A 23,830-nucleotide genomic window follows, 5' to 3' on the forward strand; every position below is an offset into this window, starting at 1 on the left:
CGAGGGTTTAAAGGATCGCCGCCCCGAAAGCCGAGGCGGCCAGTTCCACCGCGATCTTCGCGGTGCGGTTGCCGTGGTCCAGGATCGGGTTGATCTCCACGATATCCATGGAGCGAAGGAGCTTCGTGTCGGCGATGATCTCCATCAGGAGCTGGGCCTCGCGGTAGGTGATCCCCCCAGGCGAGGTGGTGCCGACACCGGGGACCTCCAGCGGGTCGAGGCCGTCTAGATCCAGGCTTACATGCAGCCGCGTCCTGTGGGCCAGCTTTCCCAGCGCCTCGCGCGCTATGGCCCCTATGCCGCGCTCGTCTATGTCGCGCATGGTGTAGACGGTGATGCAACTCTCCCGCAGCCGGACCTTCTCCTGCGGGTCCAGCTCCCGAAGGCCGATCAGGACCACGTCGTTACCGGCAAGCTTCGCCCCCGGCCGCCCCAGGTGCACCAGCTCGGGAAACCCTTCCCCCAGAAGCGCCGCCAGCACCATGCCGTGGATGTTCCCGGTGGGTGAGCTCTTGGGCGTGTTGAAGTCGCCGTGGGCGTCGATCCAGATCACCGCCGTCGGCTGCTCGTCGGTGATGCCTCCGATGGAGCCCAGCGCAAGGGAATGGTCCCCCCCCATGAAGAGCGGGATTGCCCCATCCGCCACCGCCGCGCGCGCCGACTGGTACACCGTGTCGCACACCTTCGCTATCGAAGGGAGGTAGTGCCGATCCCGCTCCGCGGTCAGCACGTCCCGCACCGGCACCTCCAGGTTCCCTATGTCTTCAACCTGATAGCCAAGGCCCGCCAGCCGCGCCGACAGCCCGGCGTAGCGCAGCGCCCCCGGCCCCAGGTCGACCCCTCGCTGCTCCTGGCCCAGGTCCAGCGGCACCCCGATCATCCTGACACGGCTTTCCATTTACGCCCTCCTCACTTACCTTCACCCCTTTTGTTTCAGGTGGTTCCACAGGTTCACCACGAAGTCCTGCGCGTTGGTCAAAAGCCCCACTGCCTGCGCGGAACCGCGGTTGGCCAGTTTGTCGACGCAGAACTCAGTCATGTCCACCACGTAAAAGTAGACCGGCCGCACCGTCTTGTCCTCCATCACCCGGTAGCTTGGGACCATGTTGCCGAAGGCTATGGAGTGCAGCTGTGTCGCCACGGCCAAAACCGTGGTGGCGCGCCGCGCGTGCACCCTCATGGCGTCCTGCGCCTGGTACGCGTCGGCGATCACCTCGGGAAGGGGGCCATCGTCGCGAATGGAGCCGGCAAGAACCAGGGGAACCCCCTTTCTGGCACAGGCGTACATGATGCCGTCGGAAAGTCCCAGCTCGTCGATGGCCTGGGGGATCCCCCCCCTGAGGCGCACCTCGTTGATGATGTCCAGGTGGTTGTAATGCCCCATCGGCATCACCGCCTGGGTGTAGATGTTCTGCCCGAGCCCGGTTCTAAAGCGCGCCGCCTCCAGGTCGTGGGTGGCCAGCGCGTTACCCGCCAAAAGCGCGTGGCAGTAACCAGCCTCGACGAGCCCCTGCATCGCGTTGCGGCAGTCCATGTCGAAGGCGACGGCGGGCCCCAGCACCCAGACGATGTAGCCCCGGTCCCGGTCGTGGCGCAGCACCTGGTACAGTTCATCATAGGAGCGCGAAAACGGGGTTTCCCTGGTGCCGCGGCTGCGGAAGGAAAACTTGTCGGCGAAGGGCTCGGAGAGGTTGAGAAAACCGCCGATGTGCAGGTAGATCCCCTCCTCGCCGTTCTCAGTCCTCCCCACCACTACAGGGTCGCCTCGTCGCACGCGGCGTGGTTCCACCACCTCCAGCTCCCTTCCCTTGAGCACTATGACGCAGTCCATCCGGCTTTCAGGCGCAAGGAGCCACTCCCCTCCCCCAAGGTGCACGTACTCGGGATGGTTCGAGGTGGCGTGGTAGTTTTGCGGCAAAAGCCCGTCTCCCGGCGCCGGGGCCGTCCGCACGGGCGGGGCCTCAGCGAGCTTGGGGCGGCGAAAGTCCGGCGCAGTGTAGGCCGGTATCACATCCGAATGATCTCCCATTGAAACCTCCCTCCCCCGTGACAACCGGGGCGACAGGTGAAACTTTAGCATCGCCTGTAAAGCTTACAACTGCATGAGGAGGCGCGCCACCAGGGTTAAATAATATTCATCTCAAGTTCCACAACAGTAATCCGATACGGTTGAGTATGTCGTCCCCGGATATTTGCCGGGACCAGAACCAATGTCGAGCGATATAAAAGGAGCCTCCGATGAACTTGTGGATGAACTTGAAGGTCAAGACGAAGTGCCTATGCCTGGTAGCCATAGCTGTAGTCACTCTGACAGTGATCGCGGGCACGAGCTTGCTGAAAATGAGTCACATGGCAGAGGATGAAAAAGCCCTGAGCGAATCGGTCACCCACGTGGGCCTTCTGAACGACATGAAGAACGACCTGCTCGCCATCAGGCTGGACCTGGTCTACATGCTCTCTCTAGAGGACGCTGCCAAGCTACAGGAAAAGGTCGATGACCTCAACCTGCGCAAGAAGGAGATACAAGCCGGATTGGACAAATTCCTGAAGTACGACCTGCAACCCAGCGAGAAGGAGCAGATCGGACGCTTTAAAGAGGGGTACGAGGCCTACCTGGTGCAGGGGACGAAACTGCAGGAAATGGCGCTGGCCGCGGTGGGGAACCCGCAGGCCCGCACCGAGACCACGGCCTTCGCCACCGGTGCGGTCGCCCCGCTTTACAAAAAACCTGCCGATGCCGTCACGGAACTGGTCACCCTCAACGAGAAGGCGGCCGAGCAGACCTACCAGCGGGACGCGGCCCTATACCGTTCCGCAGTGGTGCTTATGCTGGTCCTGGCCGGATTTGCCACCCTGTTCATGGCGCTTGTCGGCCTCTTGATCGCCAACTCCATCAGCAAGCCGCTCCGGATGGTGTTCGACACCCTGGCCGAGGTGGCCGCCGGCGACCTGACCGCGCGCTCCGGGATCGACACCAGGGACGAGATGGGGATGCTGGCCGCCGAGGTGAACGTGATGGCGGACAAGCTCAACGAGACCCTGAACCGCGTGGCGCAGAACAGCCTGGAGGTCGCCGCCGCCGCCAACCAACTGCACAGCACCTCCGAGCAGATAGCGACCGGGGCCGAGGAGGTCGCGGCCCAGACCGGCACCGTAGCCACCGCCAGCGAGGAGATGGCGGCCACCTCTTCCGAGATAGCCCAGAGCTGCCACATGGCCGCCGAAGGGGGGGCGCAGGCAACAGACCGCGCCAAGAGCGGGACCGCCGTGGTTGAGCAGACGGTCTTGGTGATGAACCGGATCGCGCAGCAGGTGAAGAGCTCGGCTGCGACCGTGGCGGGGCTTGGCGAGAGGAGCGACCAGATCGGCGCCATCATCGGCACCATCGAGGACATCGCCGACCAGACGAACCTCCTGGCACTGAACGCCGCCATCGAGGCCGCCCGCGCCGGCGAGCAGGGACGAGGCTTCGCCGTCGTCGCCGACGAGGTGCGGGCCCTCGCCGAGCGCACCACCCGCGCGACGAGAGAGATCGGAGAGATGATCAAGTCGATCCAGACGGAGACGAGGGACGCGGTAGGCGCCATGGAGGAAGGGGTGCGCGAGGTGGAAAACGGCACCAGGGAGGCGGCCAAATCCGGGGACTCGCTCCAGGAGATCCTGCAGCAGATCAGCGAGGTCACCATGCAGGTGAACCAGATCGCGACCGCAGCAGAGGAGCAGACCGCGACCACCGGCGAGATCACCAACAACATCATGCAGATAACCGACGTGGTTCAGGACACCTCAAGGGGCGCCCACACCTGCGCCACCGCGGCAAGCCACCTGGCCGGCCTGGCCGACGACCTGCAGCGCCTGGTCGGGCAGTTCAGGCTCCGCTGACATAGCACCCCCCGCCCCCTCCGTCCCGCGAAAACCGGACGGAGGGGGTTTTTTTTCGCCTCGCTTTTCCTCTTTCCCTGCCCCCATCCTTCCCCTCACAGCGCGATTCCCCCAGAAGGTTAAAGCCCCAGAAATCCCTTTACAATTAGCAGCCCCTTCTATATATTTCATGAGTTAACCTCCGCGTGATAAAGGACAATATGGTAATCGAGCACATCCGCAACTTTTCCATCATCGCCCACATCGACCATGGCAAATCCACCCTGGCAGACCGCCTACTCGAGTTCACAGGCACCGTTTCGGCCCGTGAAAAGCAGGACCAGTTCCTGGACAAGATGGACCTGGAACGTGAACGCGGCATCACCATCAAGGCCCAGACCGTCCGGCTCAACTACAAGGCCGACGATGGCAAGGATTACGTCCTCAACCTGATCGACACCCCGGGACACGTCGACTTCACCTACGAGGTCTCCCGCTCGCTCACCGCCTGCGAGGGAGGACTCCTCGTGGTAGACGCCTCGCAGGGTGTGGAAGCCCAGACCTTAGCCAACGTCTACCTCGCCCTCGACGCGAACCTCGAGGTGTTCGTGGTGCTGAACAAGATCGACCTCCCCGCGGCAGAGCCGGAGCGGGTGAAAGCCGAGATCGAGGAGATCATCGGCCTCGACACCCACGACGCGGTCCTTGCCAGCGCCAAGGAAGGGATCGGGACCAAGGATATCCTGGAAGAGATAGTCAAGAAGATCCCCCCTCCCCAGGGGGATGCCGGCAAGCCGCTGAAGGCGCTCCTTTTCGACTCGTGGTACGACCAGTACCAGGGGGTCATCATCCTGGTGCGCCTGGTCGACGGGACGGTGAAAAAAGGGGACAAGATCCAGCTCATGTCGAACCGCAAGAGCTACGAGGTGCTGAAGGCGGGCGTCTTCTCCCCCGAGATGCGGGAGACGCCTATGCTCTCCGCCGGCGAGGTCGGCTTCATCATCGCGGGAATCCGCGAGGTGGCCGACGCGAAGGTCGGCGACACGGTGACGCTCCTGCACAACCCCTGCGACGCGGCGCTCCCCGGGTACAAGGAGGTGAAGCCGATGGTCTTCTCCGGCCTCTACCCCATCGACACCTCGCAGTACGAGCAGCTGCGCGACGCGCTGGCCAAGCTGAAACTGAACGACTCCTCGTTCTCCTACGACCCGGAAACGTCGCTCGCTTTGGGCTTCGGCTTCCGCTGCGGGTTCCTCGGGCTCTTGCACATGGAGATCATCCAGGAGCGCCTGGAGCGTGAGTTCAACCTGGAACTGATCACCACGGCCCCCACCGTCGTCTACCGGGTGCACGGCACCGACGGGAGCCTCACCTCGATCCAGAGCGCGAACCAGCTTCCGCCGACCCAGGAGATCGCCTACGTGGAGGAGCCGTTCATCCTCGCCTCGATCCACGTCCCCAACGATTTCGTCGGCGGCATCCTGGCCCTTTGCGAGGAGAAGCGCGGCGTGCAGCGCGAGATCAAGTACCTGACGCCGACCCGCGTCATGGTGGTCTACGAGCTCCCCTTGAACGAGGTGGTGCTCGACTTCTACGACCGCCTGAAATCTATCACCAAGGGGTACGCCTCGCTGGACTACGAGCTTCTGGACTACCGCCAGAGCGACCTGGTGCGCCTCAACATCATGATCAACGGCGAGGTGGTGGACGCCCTGTCGCTCATCATCCACAAGGACAAGGCGTACTACCGCGGGCGGGAACTGGTCTCCAAGATGAAGGAGCTGATACCGCGCCAGATGTTCGAGATCGCCATCCAGGCCGCGGTGGGGACCAAGGTCATCGCCCGCGAGACGGTCAAGGCGATGAGAAAGGACGTCCTCGCCAAGTGCTACGGCGGCGACATCACGAGAAAGCGCAAGCTCCTGGAGAAGCAGAAGGAAGGGAAGAAGCGCATGAAGAACGTCGGCAATGTGGAGCTCCCGCAAGAGGCGTTCCTGGCTATCCTCAAGGTAGAGGGGTAGCCCCAACCCGGACGGCTTAAGCCTTCCCATCAAGACAAGGGGAACCAAGGGATATGGAAGATTACAAGAACATCTGCGACGACCAAAAGCCGACGCAGTCTCCCGCCAAGCCGGTCCAACCGGCCAAGGCGAAGCACGTGGTCCGCGAGTACGCCGAATCCATCATCATAGCGGTGCTTTTGGCGCTCGTGATCCGTACCTTCATCGTGCAGGCCTTCAAGATCCCTTCGGGGTCCATGGAGGATACCCTCGCCATCGGAGACCACCTGCTGGTCAACAAGTTCATCTACGGCTCGAAGATCCCGTTCACCGACAGCCGCATACTCGCCATCAGGGACCCGCGTCAGGGGGACGTGATCGTCTTCCAATACCCGGAAGACCCCTCCAAGGACTTCATCAAGCGCGTGATCGGCGTTCCCGGTGACGTGGTCGAGGTGAAGAACAAGCGGGTCTACGTGAACGGGAAGCTCTACGCGAACCCGCACGAGGTGCACAAGGAATCGGACACCATTCCCAAGGAGATGAACCCCAGGGACAACAAGGACCCGATCACCGTCCCGGCCAACTCCTACTTCGTCATGGGCGACAACAGGGACCGCTCCTACGACAGCCGCTTCTGGGGATTCGTGACCCGCGACAAGATCAAGGGGCTCGCCTTCATCAAGTACTGGTCCTGGGACAAGGACAAGCTCAGGGTCCGCTTCGGGAACATCGGCAAGCTCATCGACTAGCCCCCCTGCCCTATTTTTCAAAAACCCCCTGCACGGCAGCGCCGCCCAGGGGGTTTTTTTGTGCCCATGCTGCAACCTCTCAAAAGCCGCAACGACTGTTTGTGAAAAAAAATTTCCCGTCCTGAAAGCTCTCAGTCGCACCCGGAAAAGTCATAGTGATTTCGCTGTGCCAGGGGGTTTTCTTCTAATGAGCAACACAGCCACCACGTCAGCTTCGGCTCATAGCGAACCTATTTTTTTGTTGACTAGCTTTGTCGGACTCTGGTAGTTTCGCCACATCTAGAAAGCAATATACTGGTAGACGACAATACTAAACCATCCGCGAGGATGGGACGGAAAGCCTAAAGGGTCTCCACGAGACAGCCGGGTCGCCGAAATATCAACCACGATATTCCTGCCCCGGCTTTTTTGCGTCTGGGGCAGGCAAAGGGGAAGAAAGGCCGGAGAGAAACTGCCGCAAAGCGAGCGCCCACATCGACCAGATAGACGAGAAATGCTAAACCATCCGCGAGGATGGGGCGGAAAGCCTAAGGGTCTCACCGAGACAGCCGGGTTGCCGAAGTATCACGAAGTGAGATATGACGCAAGCCCGGCTTTTTTGTCCCCCCGAGTCCACCGGTCCAGCAGCAAAACCGAAAAGGAGATCCTATGAAGCAACTGATAACTAGCAAGCTGGCAGTACTGTACCTGTTCCTGATCACGGTCATCGCGGGTTGCGGCGGCGGGGGAGGCTCCCTCTCCACCGAAGTGGTCAGCGGCGTCGCCGCCGTCGGCGCACCCCTGGCAGGCCAGGTGACCCTGAAGGATTCCTCGACGCAGCCGCGCGAGAAGACGGCCACCATCGACCAGAACGGCAACTTCGCCTTCGACGTTTCCGGCATGACCGCTCCTTTCATCATGCAGGCCAAAGGGAGCGCAGGCGGGACGAACCACACGCTGCACACCCTGGCCAAGGGAAGCGGAAGGGCCAATATCAACCCCCTCACCGACCTGATCGTGGCGAGCGCCGCCGGCGTCTCCGATCCGGCGACGGCCTACGCGGACCCGGACCCCGCCCGCACCAGACAGGCCGGGGACAACCTCGCTGCGGCAACCGGCACGGTACTGGCGAAGCTGCAGCCGCTTATGGCCCAGTTCGGCGTCTCGGGGACCGACCCGATCACCTCGCCTTACCTGGCAAACCACCAGAACATGGACCAGATGTTCGACCAGGTGACGGTCACCCTGGCGGCAGGCGTGGTCACCATCGTCAACAAGCAAAACGGGAGTGTTATCTGTAACGTGAGCGTGAACAACCTGGCCCAGGCCACCGTAAACGTGGCCAACATCCCGACTCCCCTCGCCGTACCCGCGGCGCCGGCAGGCGTTACCGCGACCGGGAGCATGGGGCAGATCACCCTCAACTGGAGCGCCGTCGCCAACGCCACCTCCTACAACGTCTACTACGGGACCACTGCAGGTATGACCACCGCCACCGGAACCAGGGTCGCCGCCACCGGCAACAGCTACGCCCATACCGGCCTTGCTGCGGGCGCAAGCTACTACTACCTGGTCACCGCGGTGAACAGCACCGGGGAGGGGGCTCCTTCCGCGGCGGTCCGGGGCATGGTCCCGTCCACCACCTCACCTTCTGCGCCTGCTGCGCCGACCGGGGTCTCTGCCGCCGGGGGGACCAACCAGGTCGCCATCACCTGGAGCGCCGTCACCGGCGCGACCTCCTACAACATCTACTGGTCCAAGAGCGCCGGGGTGACCGTCGCCAACGGGACCAAACTTGCCAACGCCACGAGCCCCGCCGTCCACGCCGGGCTTACCGAGGCGACCAGCTACTACTACGTCGTCACCGCGGTGAACGCCGCCGGCGAGAGCCAAGCCTCGAGCGAAGTCACGGCGGTAACGAGCCCGGCCGTCCCGCTAGACGGACAGGCGCTTTACAACCAGTACTGCAACGGCTGCCACGGAACGGCAAAGCAGGGGAAAACCGCGCTGGCGATCCAGGGTGCCATCGACGCCAACATAGGCGGGATGGGGAGCCTGAGCGCCCTCACCGCAGCCCAGGTCGCGGCGATTGCTGCCACCACAGCGCCCGTGGTGACGCCTCCGCCGACAACGCTCGACGGACAGGCGCTCTACACCCAGTACTGCAACGGCTGCCACGGGACGGCGAAGCAGGGTAAAACGGCAACAGCCATCCAGGGAGCCATCGACGCCAACATAGGCGGTATGGGGAGCCTGAGCGCCCTCACCGCGGCCCAGGTCGCGGCGATCGCGACCACCACAGCGCCCGTGGTGACGCCCCCGCCGACAACGCTCGACGGGCAGGCGCTCTACACCCAGTACTGCAACGGCTGCCACGGGACGGCGAAGCAGGGTAAAACGGCAACAGCCATCCAGGGGGCCATCGACGCCAACATAGGAGGGATGGGAAGCCTCAGCACGCTCACCGCGGCCCAGGTCGCGGCCATTGCGACCACCACGGCGCCCGTGGTGACGCCGCCTACCCCTGCCTGCGGCAGCTGCCACGCCATCCCCCCGGCTACAGGGAAGCATACCTACCACCGCACCCGCGCCACCTGCGCCAGCTGCCACGGCACAGGGTACAGCACCACCACGGTGAACGCCGCGACGCATGCAAACGGGGTGAAAAACCTGGCGACGAATATCGGCTGGAACGCGACCAACCGGACCTGCGCCAACTCCTGCCACGGCACCAAGTCCTGGGGGCTATAGAAAGGCATCGCACACGGATGACGCGGATGACGCGGATACCGGCGGATAGATCTCGAAAACAAGTGATTTAAACTGCGAGGTCTATGGTGTAGAGACGTAAAGGCTTACACGGGTTGGGGTATCTGCAGTTATCGTCTTTGTATCCGCGTCATCCGCGTGCGATGCAGTTGTCTGAGGTTCTAAAAGTCTAAAAAAAAGCCCCTGCCGCAAACGCGACAGGGGCTTTTCATGTTGATACCCGAACCGGCTTTAGGCCAGGTCCTGGGCCGCCTTGTAGATGATGTCGAAGAGCTCGGGGATGTCCTTCTCGGCGATGCAGGAGAAGGCGATACGGAGGTCGGTCTTGGTGGTGGAGATGGCTCCGACGCCGTATTTTTCCAGAAGGTGCACGCGGAGCTTCTCGGCGTCGACGTGCTTCAGCTTCAGGCACATGAAGTAGCCGGAGTTGAACGGGTAGTAGTCCCACGCCTTGTCGTACTTGCCGCTGTTGAGCACTTCCTTGGTCTTGAGCGCGCGCCCCTTCATGATCTGGAACTTCTCTTCCTTCTGCTTCAGGAAGTCGGGGGAGCGCAGCGCCTCGATGACGAAGGTCTGGGAGGGGTGCGGGCAGTTGGAGATGCGGGCGCGGATGATCCCCATCGCCTTCTTCTCCAGTGCGTTCATCACCGGCGCGTTTTCGTAGTCGTTGCCATCGGCGAAGGTGATGAAGCCGGTGCGGAAGCCCCAGACGAACTCCTCCTTGGTCGCGCCGTCCAGCTTGACGGCGAGGATGCGCGGGTGGAGGTTCGCGAGCTTGCCGAACAGGGACTCCTTCATGCTGTCTTCATAGAAGAGACCGAAGTAGGCGTCGTCGGTGATGGCAACCACGTTGCAGCCACCATCAGCGACTTCCTTGATCGCGGCGACGAGCGCGTCGCCCTCGGCCTGGGTCGGGGTGTAACCGCTCGGGTTGTTCGGGAAGTTGAGGAGCACGATGACCTTACCCTTCTCCTCCGCGGAGTTCTTCAGGACCGCCTTGAAGGCGTCGATGTCGTAGCCTCCGCTCGCGGTGAAGGTCGGGTGCTTCTTCACGATGGCGCCGGAGCAGGTGCCGAAGGTGAGGTTGTAGTTGCCCCAGAGCATGTCGGGGAGGATCAGGTGGTCGCCCTTGTCTACGAACATGTCGGCCACGATGGAGAGGCCGTGGGTAAGCGCGTTGGTGACGATGGGGTTGCTGAAGTGCTTGCCCACCTGGCTCGGATTCTCGCGCAGCATCTTCTCGCGCCAAAGGGAACGGAGTTCGGGCTTGCCTGCCGGCGGAGCGTACGGGAAGATGTCCTTGGGATCGAAGGCGGTGAGCTTGTCCTGGATGCAGGAGAGGAACATCGGGCCGCCGTTCTCGGTGGCGATGCCGATGGTGGCGTTGAACTTGTGGGCTTTCTCCTTGGCTTCAGCCGACTGGGTCAGGATACCTTTGGGGAAGAAGAGATTCTTGCCGAGATCCGACAGCATCTCCAGAACATGGGGGCTGTGCTGGGCTAGAGACTCGTTAAGTTCCGCGGCCAATGGATTCATTAATTCCTCCTGAAGCTTGATATGGATATTGCCCGGGGGCAGTTCCGCTGTCTGGAGCGGGAATAGACACGACATTAAATCTCTATAGCGCCCTCTTGTCAACGGTTAATGTGAGGGTTGCAGGGGGGACGCTAATATCTATGGTATTCAGTACCGCGCTGTAGCCGGTGACTAAGGGGCGCCTGCCTGGGTCACCGCCCCAGGAGGAGTTCCATCAGCTTGTAGCCCGGTTCCACCCTGAGCCCGGTTGTGGCGGCGGAGGATTCGTCGTAGCCTGCCACTTCCCGCTTCTCGTCCTTTTCGCCGGCGTAGATGACGAAGGGGACTGGATCGGAGGTATGGGTCATGAGCGCGATCGGCGTCGGGTGGTCCGGCGCGCAGAGGATGCGGTACTCGCCGTACTGTTTGACCCCTTCCAGAACGGGTCCTACCACCTTCTCGTCGAAGAGTTCGATGGCCCGGATCTTGTCCTGAAGTTTCCCCGAATGCGACGCCTCGTCAGGGGCTTCCACGTGGACGAAGACGAAGTCCCGATCCTTGAGCGCCTCGATGGCGGCCTTAGCCTTGCCGTCGAAATTGGTGTCGAGGTAGCCGGTGGCTCCGGGGACGTTGATGATGTCGAGCCCGGCATAGACGCCGATCCCCTTGATCAGGTCTACGGCGGAGATAACCGCGCCGGTGAGGCCGAACTTGGGACCGAACTGTTCCATCGCTGGCGCCTTCCCCTGCCCCCAGAGCCAGATGGAGTTGGCTGCGGCCTCGCCCTTGGCGGAGCGCCTCTTAATCTGCGGGTGGTTGTGAAAGATCATCTGCGCCGAGTTCATGATGTAGATGAGGCGGTCGCTCCCCTCCCCGGACGGCAGGTGGGTGAGGATGTCCTGGCCGGTGATGTCGTGCGGCGGGGTCGCCTTGATCTGGCTCTTGCCGTTGTGCCAGACCATGAGGTGCCGGTAGCTTACCCCCGGGTGGAAGGAGAATTCCTCGTCACCCAGCTGGCGCTGCAGCTCCTCGATCAGCTCGCGGCCGTCCTCGGTGGAGATGTGGCCGGCGGAGTAGTCCTCCATGATGAGCTTCCCGCCGCGCGCGTCGAGATGCACCAGGTTCACCCGGAATGCGACGTCGTCGGGGCCGAGCTCCACCCCCATGCTTGCCGCTTCCAGCGGCGAGCGGCCGGTGTAGCACTGGACCGGGTCGTAGCCGAACATGGAGAGGTTGGCGACGTCGCTTCCTGGGGGGTACCCTTCGGGAACGGTGTGGGCGAGCCCCAGCCTGCCGCGCCTGGCCATGAAGTCCATGTTGGGGGTCTTGGCCGCCTGAAGCGGCGTCTTGCCTTCAAGTGCTGCGACTGCCTGGTCTGACATCCCGTCGCCCAAAAGAACTACGTACTTCATATCTCGATCCTTTTTGCTGCTTTGGTTTGGTGTTTGGTCTCGCGGTTTTTACTGCTGTGGACTTCATGGACCCGATGGACCCGATGGACCCTGTGAACCTCTTTTTAGCCTAACCCCTCGGGTGGAACTCGGCGTGCAGCTTCTTCATCCGCTCGCGGGTCACGTGGGTGTAGATCTGCGTGGAGGAGAGGTCGGCATGACCCAGCATGATCTGCACGCTCCTCAGGTCGGCGCCGTTCTCCAAAAGGTGCGTGGCGAAGGAGTGACGCAGGGTGTGCGGCGAAATGCTGGTCCTCACCCCCGCCTGCAGCGCCCTCTTCTTTATTATGTTCCAGAAGGCCTGGCGGCTCATGCCACAGCCCAGCCGGCTCAAAAAAAGAAGCGGGCTCGACTTCTCCTTCAAGAGCTCGCCCCGCGCCTTCTGCAGGTAGAGCTCGGTCGCCCGGCAGGCGCTTTCCCCCATCGGAACCAGCCTCTCCTTGTCACCCTTGCCGATGGTCATCAGGTAACCGGCGGAGAGGTTCACCTCTCCAAGCTTCAACCCCACCAGTTCCGAGACGCGAAGCCCGGTGGCGTACAAAAGCTCCAGCATCGCCTTGTCCCGCAGTTCCTGAACACCGGTGTCGAGCGTGCTGTTCAAAAGAGCCTCCACCTCGCGCCCGGAGAGGACCGCCGGCAGCTTGCACACCCCCTTGGGGGCCTCGACGATGGCCGTCGGGTTCAGCTCGCAGTACCCCTCGCGGAGCAGGAAGCGGTGCAGCATCCGCATCGCCGAAAGGGCCCGGGCCCGACTTCTGGGGGAGATCCCTTCCCCCTTGAGCTTCGCCAGAAAACCGGTGACGTCGCTCGCACGGATATCGCCGGGCTCCCGCTCGCCCAGAAAGAGGAGGTATCGGTTCAGGTCGCGGCTGTAGGCGGCCACCGTGTTCGCCGCCGCCCCCTTCTCGACCAGGAGGTAGTTCAGGAAAAGATCGAGGTAGCGGTCCACTAACCGTCAACGGCCGCAAGGAGCTCCTTGCGGATCTCCTCCAGCTTCCCAGGATTCACGACCTTCGCCCCGAAGATGTCCTTCACGTAGAAGACGTCGGCCACCTGGTCCACCTTGGTGGAGATCTTGGAGACGCCGATATAGAGACCCAACCGGGTCAGGGTGCTGGTGATGGCGTAGAGAAGGCCGATCTTGTCGTGGGCGTATATGTCGATGACCGTGTAGTCGGAAGAAACCTCGTTGTCGATTTCCACCCGCGCCGGGACAGTAGGCTTGGCCTTCTCGGAAAGGATGCTCGGGCGGTGCCTTTTCGCCACCAGGGCGCTCACCTTCACCTTCCCCTCCAGCACCTGCCTCAGATCATCCTGAAAGCGTTTCCAGCGGCTCTCCTCGATGATGACGAACCCCTGCGGGGAGCCGACCTGGAGGATGTCCAGCACCTTCTCGTTGGTGTTGGTGTGGATCTGTGCCCCCAGGATGTTCATACCGTTGGCGGCGACCACCCCGGTGATCATGGAGAAGAGGCCGGGAACGTCATAGGTGCAGACGGTGCAGTTCGTGTACCCCTTGTCCACCTCGTGGGCAAGTTGGACCACGAGTTGCTCCTTGGGAAGCCTCAAAAGCGTCCTGACGTGCCCGGCGATCACTTCCGCGGGGTAGGAAAGAAGGTGTCTGGTGGAGAGAGCCTGCAGTTCGTCCTTGACCAGCTGCCCCGGGTAGTCGTCAGCCAGAAGCTCGAACACGGTCTTTTTCACCCGCCGCACCCGGTCTCCCGACGCCTCCAGCTTGAAGTCGCCCCGCTCCAGGACCCGGAACGCCTTCTCGTAGAGCTCCTGCAGCAAAAGCGCCTTCCACTCGGTCCAGACCTCGGGCCCCACCGCCTTGATGTCCGCGTAGGTGAGGAGGTAGAGCATCTTCAGGTTCTCGCTCTTCTCCATCTGGCGGGCGAACTGGATGATCATCCGCTCGTCGTGCAGGTCGCGCCGCTGGGCTATGTGGGCCAGGAGCAGGTGGTGCCGCACCAGGAACTCCAGCCTCTCGCTGTCCTCGCGGGTGAGCCCGAGCCTCCTGGCGATGGTCTTGGAAAGCTCGGCGCCTACCTCGGCGTGACCGCCCCCACCCCCCTTGCCGATATCGTGCAGCATCACCGCCAGTATCAGGAGCCAGCGCTTGTCGACTTCCCGGGCGAGCTGGGTCAAAAGCGGGAGGGTTTCCTCGTGCTCGCCGCGCCAGAGCTTCACTATCTCCTCCACGGCGAAGAGGGTATGGGTGTCGACCGTGTAGATGTGGTAGGCGTCGTGCTGCACCTTGCAGTAGATGCGCTCGAATTCGGGGATGAACCGGTTCAAAAATCCCAGGTGGTGCATCTGCTGCAGGGTCTCGGCGAGCCCCTTCTCGGACTGAAGGATGTTGATGAAGGAGGCCCCGGCCTCTTTGGAGCGGCGGAACTTGTCGTTGACGAGGTCGAGCTTGTCCCTGATCAGGCGCTTGGTGCCAAGGGCCAGCACCACCCCCTGTTTCTGGGCATGCTCGAAGATCCGGATCAGACGGACCGGCTCCTTGGCGATCACGCTCTCGTCGGGGACCACCAGCTCCCCCTTCACCACGTAAAAGCCGTCCCCCACCGGCCTGCGGGTGAAGTACCCGAGGATCTTGCGCTTGCCGTCGTCGCGCTGGATGCACTTGGTGATGAGCAGGGAGGAGAAGTGTTCTACCCGGTTGGCGTGCAGGTAGAAGTCCTGCATGAACTGCTCGACCGCCAGCGTCTTGCCGCGGTCCTCGTAGCCGAAGAAACGCGCCATGGAGATCTGCGCGTCGAAGGTTAGCTGGTCGTTCTTTCTTCCGGCCAGGTAGTGGAGCTCGTTCCTGATGCGCCAGAGGTAGTTGAGCGAGCTGTAGTAGAGCCCCAGCTCATCCTCGGAGAGGATCCCCTTGATCACCAGCTCGCGCGGATCGTCCACCTTGTACTTGATCTTCGCCACCCACATGGCCGTGTGCAGGTCGCGCAGGCACCCCTCCCCCTCCTTTATGTTGGGTTCGAGGATGTAGACGCTGGAGCCGTACTTCTCGCGCCGCTTCTTCAGCTCATCGAGCTTCGCCGCGATGAAGGAGTCGCTCCTCTTGGAGAGAACCTGGGTCACCATCAGCTTCTTCAGGTCGCTGAAGAGTTGCGCGCTGCCGGTAAGAAGGCGCGCGTCCAGAAGCGCCGTCTTCACGGTGAGATCCCCCCCCGCCATCTCGACGCAGTCTGATAGCGTGCGCACCGAGTACCCGACGTCCAGGCGCAGGTCCCAGAGGAAGTAGAGCAGGCGGTTGGCCGCCTCCTCCACCACCTTCGACTCCTTGCCGCTGTAGAGAAACATCAGGTCGAGGTCCGAGTAAGGGTTCAGCTCGCGCCGCCCGTACCCACCGACCGCCACCAGGGCAAGCTGACCGGACTTGTGCATCTGCAGGTCGTCGGAGAGCGCCGAGAAGAGCCGGATCACCAGGGCGTCGGTCATCGCCGTGATCGACTGCACCACCGAGATGCCGTCCTCCCCTTCGCGGTGCCCGCGCTTGGCCTCCTCCCGGAAGTGCTCGAGGAATTCCCTGGCCGCGGCGAAGTAGGCTCCGCGCTTCTCCTCGAAGCCCTTGCCGTCGCCTTTGTGCGACTCGGAGAGGTATGCGTTGATGTTGAGCCGCATCACTCTTCCTTGGCGATCCGGACCACCTGCAACACCCCCGGGAAAGCCGCTATCTTCGCCTCCGGTATGCTCTCCGTGTCGCCGATCACGCCGATGATGACGCGGTTGGCGCCGGTGGATTGATGTATATCGAAACCTCGGTCGATAAGGTACGCCTTGATGGTATCCTGGGCCCCTTCGTCGGCCGTCTTGCGCATTACTATCAGCACCTTGAACCCCTCCCTGTTGCCTCAGTGATCCCCAACGGTCTTGATGCGCTCCAGGCGGCGCGACTCGTCGACCACCCTCTCGAAGAGACGCACGATGGCCTGGTCGTCCAGGGGACCGGTGTTTTCAGCGCTCATCCTGGTGAAGATGCGCTTTTCCCGCGCAGGGTCGTAGACCGGCAGATCGAGCCCCTTCTTGATTTCCCCGATTTTCAGGGCCAGCGACGCCCGCTCGTTGAAGATGCGCAGCAGCTCGCTGTCCAGCCGGTCTATCTCTTCCCTGATCTCGTCTATGGTCATGTCTGCCTCAGAACTGCTTCTTCACGAAGGTGTCGCGCTTCCAGTTCACGTCGTCCACGTCCGGATGGTCGATGTTGTAGTTGAGCCCGCGGGACTCCTTCCTCATCTGGGCGCAGGTGACGATGAGCTGGGCCACGGTGGCGATGTTCCTGAGTTCGATCAGGTCCGAGGTGACGATGAAGTTCCAGTAGTATTCCTCGATCTCGTCCTGGATAAGCTCGATGCGGTGCATGGCGCGCGCAAGCCTCTTGTCGCTTCTCACGATCCCCACGTAGTTCGACATGAAGCGCCTGATCTCGTCCCAGTTCTGGGAGACCACGACCATCTCGTCGGAATTCGTGGCGGTGCCGCTGTCCCACTCGGGGATGGGGTAGGAGTGAAAGTCCCCACCCTTCAGGACCTCGACCGCGTGGTGGAAGGCGCGCCCGGCGTAGACCGCAGCCTCCAGAAGGGAGTTGCTGGCGAGCCGGTTGGCGCCGTGCAGGCCGGTGAAGGCGACCTCGCCTATGGCGTAGAGGTGCTTCACGTCGGTCTCGGCGTTCTTGTCGACGGCCACCCCGCCGCACAGATAATGCGCCGCGGGGACCACCGGGATCATCTCCTTGGTCATGTCGATGCCGTAGTCGAGGCAGGTCTGGTAGATGTTGGGGAAGCGGGAGGTGATGTACTCGGCGCCGCGGTGCCTGATGTCGAGGTAGACACAGTCGTCGCCGTGGGTCTTCATCTCGTTGTCGATGGCGCGGGCCACGATGTCGCGGGGGGCGAGGTCTTTGAGGTGGTGGTAGCGCTCCATGAAGGCGGTGCCGTCGCGGCGCTTGAGGATCGCCCCCTCGCCGCGCACCGCCTCAGAGATCAGGAAGGAACGCGCGTTGGGGTGGAATAGCGTGGTCGGGTGAAACTGCATGAACTCCATGTTGGCGATGGTGGCGCCGGCGCGGTAGGCCATGGCGACCCCGTCGCCGCTGGCGATGTCGGGGTTGCAGGTATAAAGGTAGACCTTGCCCGCCCCTCCCGAGGCCAAAAGGGTGATGCGGGAGGTGAAGGTCTTCACGACCCCTGCCTTCACGTCGAGGACGTGGGCACCCAGGCAGCGGTCCTGGTCGACCTTCTTCTTGAGCACCTTCGACTCGGTGATCAGGTCGATGGCAGCATGGTTCTCGTAGATGGTGATGTTGTCGTGGGCGTGGGCCGCCTCGACCAGCGCGCGCTGGATCTCGCGGCCGGTGATGTCGGCTGCGTGCAGGATGCGCCGCTGGCTGTGCCCCCCCTCGCGGGTGAGGTCGTAGGCCTCGCCGCTGGTGCTCTTGGTGAACTTGACCCCCCATTCGATGAGGTTCGCGATCACCTGCGGCCCCTCCTCGACCACGAGGCGCACCACGTCTTCGTGGCAGATGCCGGCGCCCGCTACCAGGGTGTCCTGCACGTGGGCGTCGAAGGAGTCCTCGTTGGAGGAAACCGACGCGATCCCCCCCTGGGCATAGTTAGTAGCGGTCTCCGCTATATCCCGTTTGGCGAGCAGGGCGACCGTACCGTGAGCCGCCGCCTGCAGCGCGAAGGAAAGCCCCGCGATGCCGCTGCCAATGACCAGAAAATCACTTTGCACCTTCATAACTCCCCCACTAGCCGGGATCCGGCCGTTTCATTGGAAAACCCGCAAATTATTGATCTCCGCGCCATTTTTGTCAAGACTTTTGACAGGTTATCGGCGCCGGGCTTCACATTAGACCTTGAATTATCATGCTTATTGGTCTATATTTCCGGTGGCTGAATTCTCTCACCCATTAGAAAAGGAAGGTCATGCCCTGTAGTTCAAAGCAACTGCTTTTTGCGGGGTTGGCGACGGTGCTGGCGCTCTCATGCGCCCCCCTCGCCCCGGCCCGTGCCGACATATACCGTTACGAGGCTCCCGACGGGACCCTGCACTTCACCGATGCACCTACCGACAAGCGGTTCAAGGTGTTCATGAGGGACATAAAGAAGGACAAGAAGCTAAGGACCGCCTTCAAGCTCCCCGGCTACGCCAGGAACCCCGCAGAATTCGAGCCCATAATCAACTCCTGCTCCCGCGAGTTCGGCGTCGACAGCTCGCTGGTAAAAGCCGTGATCCACGCCGAATCGGGGTACAACCCCTCCGCCGTCTCCGCCAAGGGGGCCCAGGGGCTGATGCAGCTGATGCCCAAGACCGCCCAGGGGCTCAAGGTCTCGGACTGCTTCAACCCCTCCGACAACATCCGCGGCGGGGTGCGCTACCTGAGGTTCCTCCTGGACACCTTCAAGGGGGACGAGTCGCTGGCCCTGGCCGCCTACAACTCGGGGATGGGCTCCGTCGCCAAGTACGGCGGCATCCCCCCCTTCAAGGAAACCCAGAGTTACGTGGCGAAGGTTTTGAGTTACCGCAACAATTACAAATAGCGAAAAGGCTGACAGCATGTCCTCCCCCCCCCCAGCGAAGATAATGAACATCCCCAACATCCTCACCATGGTGCGGATAGCGGCGATACCGATTCTGTGCATCCTGCTCCTGTCGCCGGAGCGCGAGCCCTGCTTCTGGGCCGCGGCCCTTTTCGCCGCGGCGTCGGTGACCGACTGGCTTGACGGCTACCTGGCCCGACGCATGGGGATCGTCACTGTGTTCGGGAAGTTTTTGGACCCGATCGCCGATAAGTTGATCGTCATGGCCGCACTGATCATGATCCTCCCATTCGACCGGGTTCCGGCCTGGATGGTGCTGGTGATCCTCGGGCGCGAGATGATCATCACCGGCCTGCGCGGCATCGCCTCCACCGAGGGGATCGTGATACCGGCGAGCAACCTGGGGAAGTTCAAGACCATCTTCCAGCTGGTCGCCATCATCGGCCTGTTGCTCCACTACGACTACCGCTGGTTCTTTTCCATCGACCACCCCCTCTTGGTGGTGAACATGCACAACGTCGGCATGTTCTATCTCTGGATTGCCACGGTGATAACTATCTGGTCCGGCGTCGACTATCTCAACAAGTTCGTCAGAGTGATAGCGAAGTAGAAAAATTACCGTTGACACAGAGAAGGTTTCAGGTTATAAACGGGCTCCTTCGATGCACAAGGCGGCATGGCCAAGTGGTAAGGCAAAGGACTGCAAATCCTTCACTCATCGGTTCAAATCCGATTGCCGCCTCCAAATAGAAAAAGGCTCACAGTTCATTGCTGTGAGCCTTTTTCATTTCCAGCCTTGTACGGTTCTTAATCGATCGTATGGCAGCCCGACAATCTGCCCCATACTCCCCGGTTCATTAACTACCAGAATTCCCACGAAAGATTTGCCTGATCCAGTGGCATCTTATGCGAAGTTTGCCAACACAGAATTGAAGATTATCGGAGGTACCGCGTGCAAAACGGAAAGGAAGTCAGCCGTCGCGAAGTTCTGAAAACATCTCTTGCCGTCGGTTTGACATTGGCGGTGAGTGGCACTTTGGATGAGGCCCTTGCCGTTACCATTGAGAAGCCGGCAAACAGACCCGAAGCCGCCAAGGCCCACTTTCTGAAATCCATGAACTGTTCCCAGGCAATCCTGGAGACGTATGCCCCCTCTTTCGGCATTAAGCCAGAGCTGGCTAAGAAGCTGGCTACAGGTTTTGCAGGAGGGATGGGAATGGGGCATGAGTGTGGCGCCATTACAGCCGCATACATGATCCTTGGACTCTCCTATGGCCCGAAAGAGAGAAAAGTGTTTGCGAAGATCGAGGCGTTCAACAAGGATTTCAAAGCCCTCCATCGGGAGCTGGGATGCTCACAGTTGCTTGGGACAGATATGGGAACCAAGGAAGGAATAAAGCAGGCGCAGAAAAGAGGGTTATTTACCAGCCGCTGTCCCGGATACGTAAAGACGGCCGGCGAAATTCTGGAAAAGATGCTGGCCTAAACCGCAAAACAGCCCGCCATCAGCAGACCCGCCAGGGCGGGTCTGCCTCATCGTTTACCACTCGCCCCTTTCCCACTTGTAAATGAAGCAGCTCGAACTGGGGAGGTCGAAGCCCCCGAAGCGCCCGTCGGAACTCTTGAGGGCGGCTGCGTCGTTCACCGAATTATTTCCTTCGGGCGCTATGTCGTTCGCGTTGTCGGCATCGGCCAGCTTGAGCCAGGTACCCCGCGCCCCCAGCTCCAGGTCCACGTTTACCGTCCTGTTCTCGAAGTTGAGCAGCACCACCATGGCGTCGTGGGCGAACTGGGTCGGCCACAAGCGCCAGCCGAGGACCAGATTCCCCCCGCCGTGACGCTGATCCATCCAGGGTCCCAGTATCCAGGCGAATTGGCCGGTATCGGCCGGGCTGTACCCGGAGACCTGGAGCGCCGGGTAACGCCTGCGCAACCTGATCAGCCGGCTGGCCCAGCGGTAGAACCCGTTGCTGCCGGGCCCTTGATCGGGCCAGTCGAAGCTCACGATGTTCCTGTCCCGCTCCACATTGAACTCCCCCCCCATGTAAAGCATCGGAGTCCCCAGCGCCACCATGGTGCAGAACAGCCCCAGCCTCGCCTTGCGCTCCTTGGTCGCCGGTTGGTCCAGCACAGGGTTGGTTTTAACCTCGTAGCTCACGCTGCTTTCGTCGTGGCTTTCGACGTAGTTGACCGCGTTGTTTGTGTGCGCCGCGTAGAGGGACTTGCTGAAATAGAAGATGTCGGCGAGCTTGTCGGCGTTGTAGAAGTTGCTGTTATCGAATACCGCCTCTCGCAACAGCGCCTTCATCTTGTCGTGGAAGGGGTCGGACCACTGCGAGAAGCCGTCGTACCCCGAGCGGTTCAGGTCCTGCTGGTTCGGGAGGTTCTCGGCGATGAGTATCACGGACGGGCGGAAAGCGGAAAGCTCCCGCGCCAGGCGCAGCACGAAGCCATGGTCCATCCAGTCGGTATGGGTCGCGTCGAACCGGAACCCGTCGACGTGGTATTCGACCAGCATCAGCTTGCAGGCGTCGATCAGGAGATTCTGCACGTCCTCCTTCTCGGTCGCGACCCTGTTACCCCAACGCGTCTTGCCGCTGAAGTAAAGCCCCCCCTCCTCCGGATTGAACTCCTCGCCCGGGTGCTCAAGGATCATCTTGTACAGCGGATTGAAATCGTTGCTCGTGTGGTTGAAGACTTGGTCGAGGATTACGGCGAGCCCCTTCCCGTGGGCGCTATCGACCAGGTGCCTCAGGTCGTCGCAGGAGCCGAAATCGCGCTCGACTGCGCAGAAAAGGGAGGTGCTGTAGCCTAGGACCGTGGAGCCCTGCGGACCGGGATATTCCGACAAAGGCATCAGCGCCAGCGCGGTCACGCCGAGATCGTTGAAGTAGCCCGCGTCGATCCTTTCGGTGATCCCGGCGAACTTTCCGGGATTGACGATCCCCTTGTCCCCCTCGGTGAAGCCGTACACGCTCATCTCGTAAAGGATGAGTTTGGAGCGATCCGGCGTCTGCCAATGCTGATCGGTCCAGGCGAAGGCCCCCGGGTCGACGACCTTGCTGTTGTTCAGGCCGTAGTCGGGGCCAAGTTCCCTGGCATACGGGTCGGTGAAGTACTGCTGGAAGCGCCCCTTGTCGTCGCTTGCCACGCCCCCTTGGACGCAGAACTTGTACTCGTCACCGGGTTTAGCCTCAGGCACCACCAAAAGCCAGGTATTGGGGATGCCGAAGTACCCGCGGTATAGCTTCAGCTCGCGGAACTTGCCGGGTTGAGTGGTGTCGTGGCCGGGTCTTTGCCAGCTATTGAAGCTGCCGAAGACGAAGACGCGGCCGGCGTTCGGGTGGTAGAGCCCGAAGAGCACCCCGCCCCCTTTAAGGGGAGTGGCGCCCAGTCCGGAAAGAGCACCCGTATCCGGCAGGTAGACCCCGTCAGCGGGGGTCAGTATCCTCAGGAAGTTCGCAGCCGTATCGACTTGCGCAGCCGCAGGCAAGGTGGGATAGACAAAGGCCTTGTCTGCGCGGCACCAGATCTCCGTCATCACCAGGGCGTCCGGCGAACCCTTGAGGGGCCTGAACCGACGGTCCAGACCTGGGCCTTCCCATGCGCCCGAGGTGCCGGGACCGTCCTTGAATTTGAAAGAAAAGTCTGAGCGCTTGAGGTCTACCTCGAAGACGGAACCAAAGCCGTCGGTTCCGGTGGCTTTCAAGTCATCCGTGACAGCCGACCCTGTGTACCAGACCCAGAGGTAAGGATCAGAGAAGCCTGCTGAATTGTCGTAGTGGATGCTGACGTGCGTACCCATACATCCTCCTTTGCTCCCTTTGCTTGATTCCCTCCTAACACCTTGAAGTTCCGGGGAGAACTATATGGCAGCGCTCCGCCAAGTCAACTGTTCTATGTGACAAGATATGAGCTGTTACAATTTTGCCTACGGTGCCCGAGCCCAACTCAATGCCTCGGGTCGCCGTCCCTCTCTCACGCTGTTCCCCTGCTCCCGGCTCCCGGCTGTCCTTTTCCCCGGTGTCCAGTATCCTTTTACTTTCCCGCGTCCAGCAAAGGGAGGGCTTGTGAAAACGGAAAAAGAGAAGATGCTGGCAGGCGAGCTTTACGATCCGCTGGATACGCTGCTCTGCCAGGAGCGGGACCGTTGCCGCGACCTGTGCCTGCTGCTCAACTCGACTAGGGAGGATCAGAAGGAGCAACGGTATCGCCTGCTTGCCGAACTCTTTGGCAGGAAAAGCGATGTCTGGATTCAGCCCCCCTTTTTCTGCGATTACGGCAGGAACATCTCTTTTGGCTCCAAGGTATTTTTCAACTTCAACTGCGTGGTACTCGACTGCGCCCAGGTGACCATCGGCGACAACGTCCTCATCGTGCCATCGGTGCAGATCTACACAGCAACACACCCTATCGGCGCAGCCGAGCGCAGAACGGGTCTTATATCAGCCAAACCGGTCACTATCGGTTCGGACATCTGGATCGGAGGCGGTGCGATCATCTGCCCCGGAGTCACCATTGGAGATGGAGCGGTTATCGGTGCAGGAAGCGTAGTTACTCGCGATGTGCCTCCAGAAGTGATCGTTGCCGGGAACCCAGCCCGCGTCGTCAAAGAGATTCTCCCTTCACCTACCCCCTCCCCATCTGAACACAAAAAGTCCTGTCGCCGGACGCTCCCTTTAGATGTTCTAACACTCCGAAGAACCAAGAAACGATGCTGCAAAAATGTATGACAATTTTATCTCGCTATATTTGGCATTTAATACTGTATGGGCCATAGTCTGTACTGTAATTTTTCGTTTTGTATTACAATTTCTGACTAACTGTTGAGGTGTTTTAAAGTTATTGACCATGAATAATTGCGAATTGCAAATTTATAAGCATATTTGTCTACATTTTATTTCAACCATACCGATGAGCCGTTTAAAACAACGTTAGCCAAACATAGCAAA

Annotated in this window: 18 protein-coding genes, 1 tRNA gene and 2 riboswitches; of the genes, 9 read left to right on the forward strand and 10 right to left on the reverse strand. The window is 61.2% G+C overall.

The genetic code is table 11. The features are described from left to right. Positions 1–7: 7 nt before the first annotated feature. Both rocF and GEOBRER4_RS11870 read right to left on the reverse strand, forming a co-directional pair. Positions 8–898, reverse strand: coding sequence for an arginase (rocF, locus tag GEOBRER4_RS11865; protein WP_185242467.1), 891 nt, complete (start codon positions 896–898; stop codon positions 8–10). Between the two features lie 21 nt (positions 899–919). Beyond that, a complete protein-coding gene (locus GEOBRER4_RS11870; protein ID WP_185242468.1) occupies positions 920–2,029 on the reverse strand; it encodes an ornithine cyclodeaminase family domain in 1,110 nt (369 codons plus the stop codon). A gap of 209 nt (positions 2,030–2,238) precedes the next feature. Here GEOBRER4_RS11870 and GEOBRER4_RS11875 point away from each other — a divergent pair, with 209 nt between their 5' ends. The 4 genes from GEOBRER4_RS11875 (at position 2,239) to GEOBRER4_RS11890 (ending at position 9,343) form a co-directional block, all read left to right on the forward strand. Beyond that, positions 2,239–3,882, forward strand: coding sequence for a methyl-accepting chemotaxis protein (locus tag GEOBRER4_RS11875; RefSeq protein ID WP_185242469.1), 1,644 nt, complete (start codon positions 2,239–2,241; stop codon positions 3,880–3,882). A gap of 200 nt (positions 3,883–4,082) precedes the next feature. After that, a complete protein-coding gene (lepA, locus tag GEOBRER4_RS11880; protein WP_185245322.1) occupies positions 4,083–5,882 on the forward strand; it encodes a translation elongation factor 4 in 1,800 nt (599 codons plus the stop codon). 53 nt (positions 5,883–5,935) lie between these two features. After that, positions 5,936–6,613, forward strand: a complete 678-nt coding sequence (gene lepB, locus GEOBRER4_RS11885) for a signal peptidase I (RefSeq protein WP_185242470.1) — start codon at positions 5,936–5,938, stop codon at positions 6,611–6,613. Between the two features lie 299 nt (positions 6,614–6,912). Beyond that, a riboswitch (cyclic di-GMP riboswitch) is annotated at positions 6,913–6,989 on the forward strand. Positions 6,990–7,098: 109 nt separating this feature from the next. Beyond that, positions 7,099–7,174, forward strand: a riboswitch (cyclic di-GMP riboswitch). Between the two features lie 87 nt (positions 7,175–7,261). Further along, positions 7,262–9,343: a fibronectin type III domain-containing protein gene (locus tag GEOBRER4_RS11890; RefSeq protein WP_185242471.1), complete on the forward strand. Its 2,082-nt coding sequence runs from the start codon at positions 7,262–7,264 to the stop codon at positions 9,341–9,343. A 249-nt stretch (positions 9,344–9,592) separates the two neighbouring features. Here GEOBRER4_RS11890 and GEOBRER4_RS11895 read toward each other — a convergent pair whose 3' ends face one another. The 7 genes from GEOBRER4_RS11895 to nadB form a co-directional block, all read right to left on the reverse strand. Next, the gene (locus tag GEOBRER4_RS11895) at positions 9,593–10,897 is read right to left on the reverse strand and encodes an aminotransferase class I/II-fold pyridoxal phosphate-dependent enzyme (protein ID WP_085812404.1); all 1,305 of its coding nucleotides are present in this window, start codon (positions 10,895–10,897) and stop codon (positions 9,593–9,595) included. A 191-nt stretch (positions 10,898–11,088) separates the two neighbouring features. Beyond that, positions 11,089–12,288 carry a cofactor-independent phosphoglycerate mutase gene (locus tag GEOBRER4_RS11900; protein ID WP_185242472.1) on the reverse strand — a complete coding sequence of 400 codons (1,200 nt, stop codon included), beginning with the start codon at positions 12,286–12,288 and terminating at the stop codon, positions 11,089–11,091. Between the two features lie 109 nt (positions 12,289–12,397). Beyond that, positions 12,398–13,276: a site-specific tyrosine recombinase XerD gene (gene xerD / locus GEOBRER4_RS11905; protein WP_185242473.1), complete on the reverse strand. Its 879-nt coding sequence runs from the start codon at positions 13,274–13,276 to the stop codon at positions 12,398–12,400. Further along, a complete protein-coding gene (gene glnD / locus GEOBRER4_RS11910) occupies positions 13,276–15,960 on the reverse strand; it encodes a [protein-PII] uridylyltransferase (RefSeq protein WP_185242474.1) in 2,685 nt (894 codons plus the stop codon). Before glnD ends, xerD begins: the two co-directional genes overlap by 1 nt. Beyond that, on the reverse strand, positions 15,960–16,169 hold the full coding sequence (locus GEOBRER4_RS11915) for a hypothetical protein (protein WP_185242475.1): 210 nt from the start codon (positions 16,167–16,169) through the stop codon (positions 15,960–15,962). Before GEOBRER4_RS11915 ends, glnD begins: the two co-directional genes overlap by 1 nt. A 21-nt stretch (positions 16,170–16,190) precedes the next feature. Beyond that, a complete protein-coding gene (locus GEOBRER4_RS11920) occupies positions 16,191–16,466 on the reverse strand; it encodes a chorismate mutase (RefSeq protein WP_185242476.1) in 276 nt (91 codons plus the stop codon). Positions 16,467–16,473: 7 nt separating this feature from the next. Next, positions 16,474–18,075, reverse strand: a complete 1,602-nt coding sequence (gene nadB / locus GEOBRER4_RS11925) for an L-aspartate oxidase (RefSeq protein ID WP_185242477.1) — start codon at positions 18,073–18,075, stop codon at positions 16,474–16,476. Between the two features lie 188 nt (positions 18,076–18,263). Between nadB and GEOBRER4_RS11930 the strand changes: the two genes are divergently transcribed. The 4 genes from GEOBRER4_RS11930 (at position 18,264) to GEOBRER4_RS11945 (ending at position 20,364) form a co-directional block, all read left to right on the forward strand. Then, on the forward strand, positions 18,264–18,878 hold the full coding sequence (locus GEOBRER4_RS11930; RefSeq protein WP_085812398.1) for a lytic transglycosylase domain-containing protein: 615 nt from the start codon (positions 18,264–18,266) through the stop codon (positions 18,876–18,878). Between the two features lie 16 nt (positions 18,879–18,894). Beyond that, positions 18,895–19,488 (forward strand): CDP-diacylglycerol--glycerol-3-phosphate 3-phosphatidyltransferase, encoded by a 594-nt coding sequence (gene pgsA / locus GEOBRER4_RS11935; RefSeq protein ID WP_185242478.1) that lies wholly within the window; start codon positions 18,895–18,897, stop codon positions 19,486–19,488. Positions 19,489–19,548: 60 nt separating this feature from the next. After that, positions 19,549–19,623 (forward strand) — tRNA-Cys (locus tag GEOBRER4_RS11940). Between the two features lie 207 nt (positions 19,624–19,830). Then, entirely contained in the window at positions 19,831–20,364 is a 534-nt protein-coding gene (locus tag GEOBRER4_RS11945; protein WP_185242479.1) for a C-GCAxxG-C-C family protein, read from the forward strand. Between the two features lie 54 nt (positions 20,365–20,418). On the opposite strand, the gene GEOBRER4_RS11950 is transcribed toward GEOBRER4_RS11945, so the two are convergent. Then, complete coding sequence (locus GEOBRER4_RS11950; RefSeq protein WP_185242480.1) at positions 20,419–22,683, reverse strand: alpha-amylase family glycosyl hydrolase; 2,265 nt, start codon at positions 22,681–22,683, stop codon at positions 20,419–20,421. A 265-nt stretch (positions 22,684–22,948) separates the two neighbouring features. Between GEOBRER4_RS11950 and GEOBRER4_RS11955 the strand changes: the two genes are divergently transcribed. Continuing rightward, entirely contained in the window at positions 22,949–23,611 is a 663-nt protein-coding gene (locus GEOBRER4_RS11955; RefSeq protein WP_185242481.1) for a sugar O-acetyltransferase, read from the forward strand. Positions 23,612–23,830: the final 219 nt, after the last annotated feature.

It is taken from the genome of Citrifermentans bremense, from assembly GCF_014218275.1.
Classification (GTDB): domain Bacteria; phylum Desulfobacterota; class Desulfuromonadia; order Geobacterales; family Geobacteraceae; genus Geomonas; species Geomonas pelophila.

Excerpts from the sequence above, each read along its gene's own strand:
- rocF (WP_185242467.1), bottom strand. The coding sequence starts at position 898 with ATGGAAAGCCGTGTCAGGATGATCGGGGTGCCGCTGGACCTGGGCCAG.
- GEOBRER4_RS11870 (WP_185242468.1), bottom strand. The coding sequence starts at position 2,029 with ATGGGAGATCATTCGGATGTGATACCGGCCTACACTGCGCCGGACTTT.
- GEOBRER4_RS11875 (WP_185242469.1), top strand. The coding sequence starts at position 2,239 with ATGAACTTGTGGATGAACTTGAAGGTCAAGACGAAGTGCCTATGCCTG.
- lepA (WP_185245322.1), top strand. The coding sequence starts at position 4,083 with ATGGTAATCGAGCACATCCGCAACTTTTCCATCATCGCCCACATCGAC.
- lepB (WP_185242470.1), top strand. The coding sequence starts at position 5,936 with ATGGAAGATTACAAGAACATCTGCGACGACCAAAAGCCGACGCAGTCT.
- GEOBRER4_RS11890 (WP_185242471.1), top strand. The coding sequence starts at position 7,262 with ATGAAGCAACTGATAACTAGCAAGCTGGCAGTACTGTACCTGTTCCTG.
- GEOBRER4_RS11895 (WP_085812404.1), bottom strand. The coding sequence starts at position 10,897 with ATGAATCCATTGGCCGCGGAACTTAACGAGTCTCTAGCCCAGCACAGC.
- GEOBRER4_RS11900 (WP_185242472.1), bottom strand. The coding sequence starts at position 12,288 with ATGAAGTACGTAGTTCTTTTGGGCGACGGGATGTCAGACCAGGCAGTC.
- glnD (WP_185242474.1), bottom strand. The coding sequence starts at position 15,960 with ATGCGGCTCAACATCAACGCATACCTCTCCGAGTCGCACAAAGGCGAC.
- GEOBRER4_RS11920 (WP_185242476.1), bottom strand. The coding sequence starts at position 16,466 with ATGACCATAGACGAGATCAGGGAAGAGATAGACCGGCTGGACAGCGAG.
- nadB (WP_185242477.1), bottom strand. The coding sequence starts at position 18,075 with ATGAAGGTGCAAAGTGATTTTCTGGTCATTGGCAGCGGCATCGCGGGG.
- GEOBRER4_RS11930 (WP_085812398.1), top strand. The coding sequence starts at position 18,264 with ATGCCCTGTAGTTCAAAGCAACTGCTTTTTGCGGGGTTGGCGACGGTG.
- pgsA (WP_185242478.1), top strand. The coding sequence starts at position 18,895 with ATGTCCTCCCCCCCCCCAGCGAAGATAATGAACATCCCCAACATCCTC.
- GEOBRER4_RS11950 (WP_185242480.1), bottom strand. The coding sequence starts at position 22,683 with ATGGGTACGCACGTCAGCATCCACTACGACAATTCAGCAGGCTTCTCT.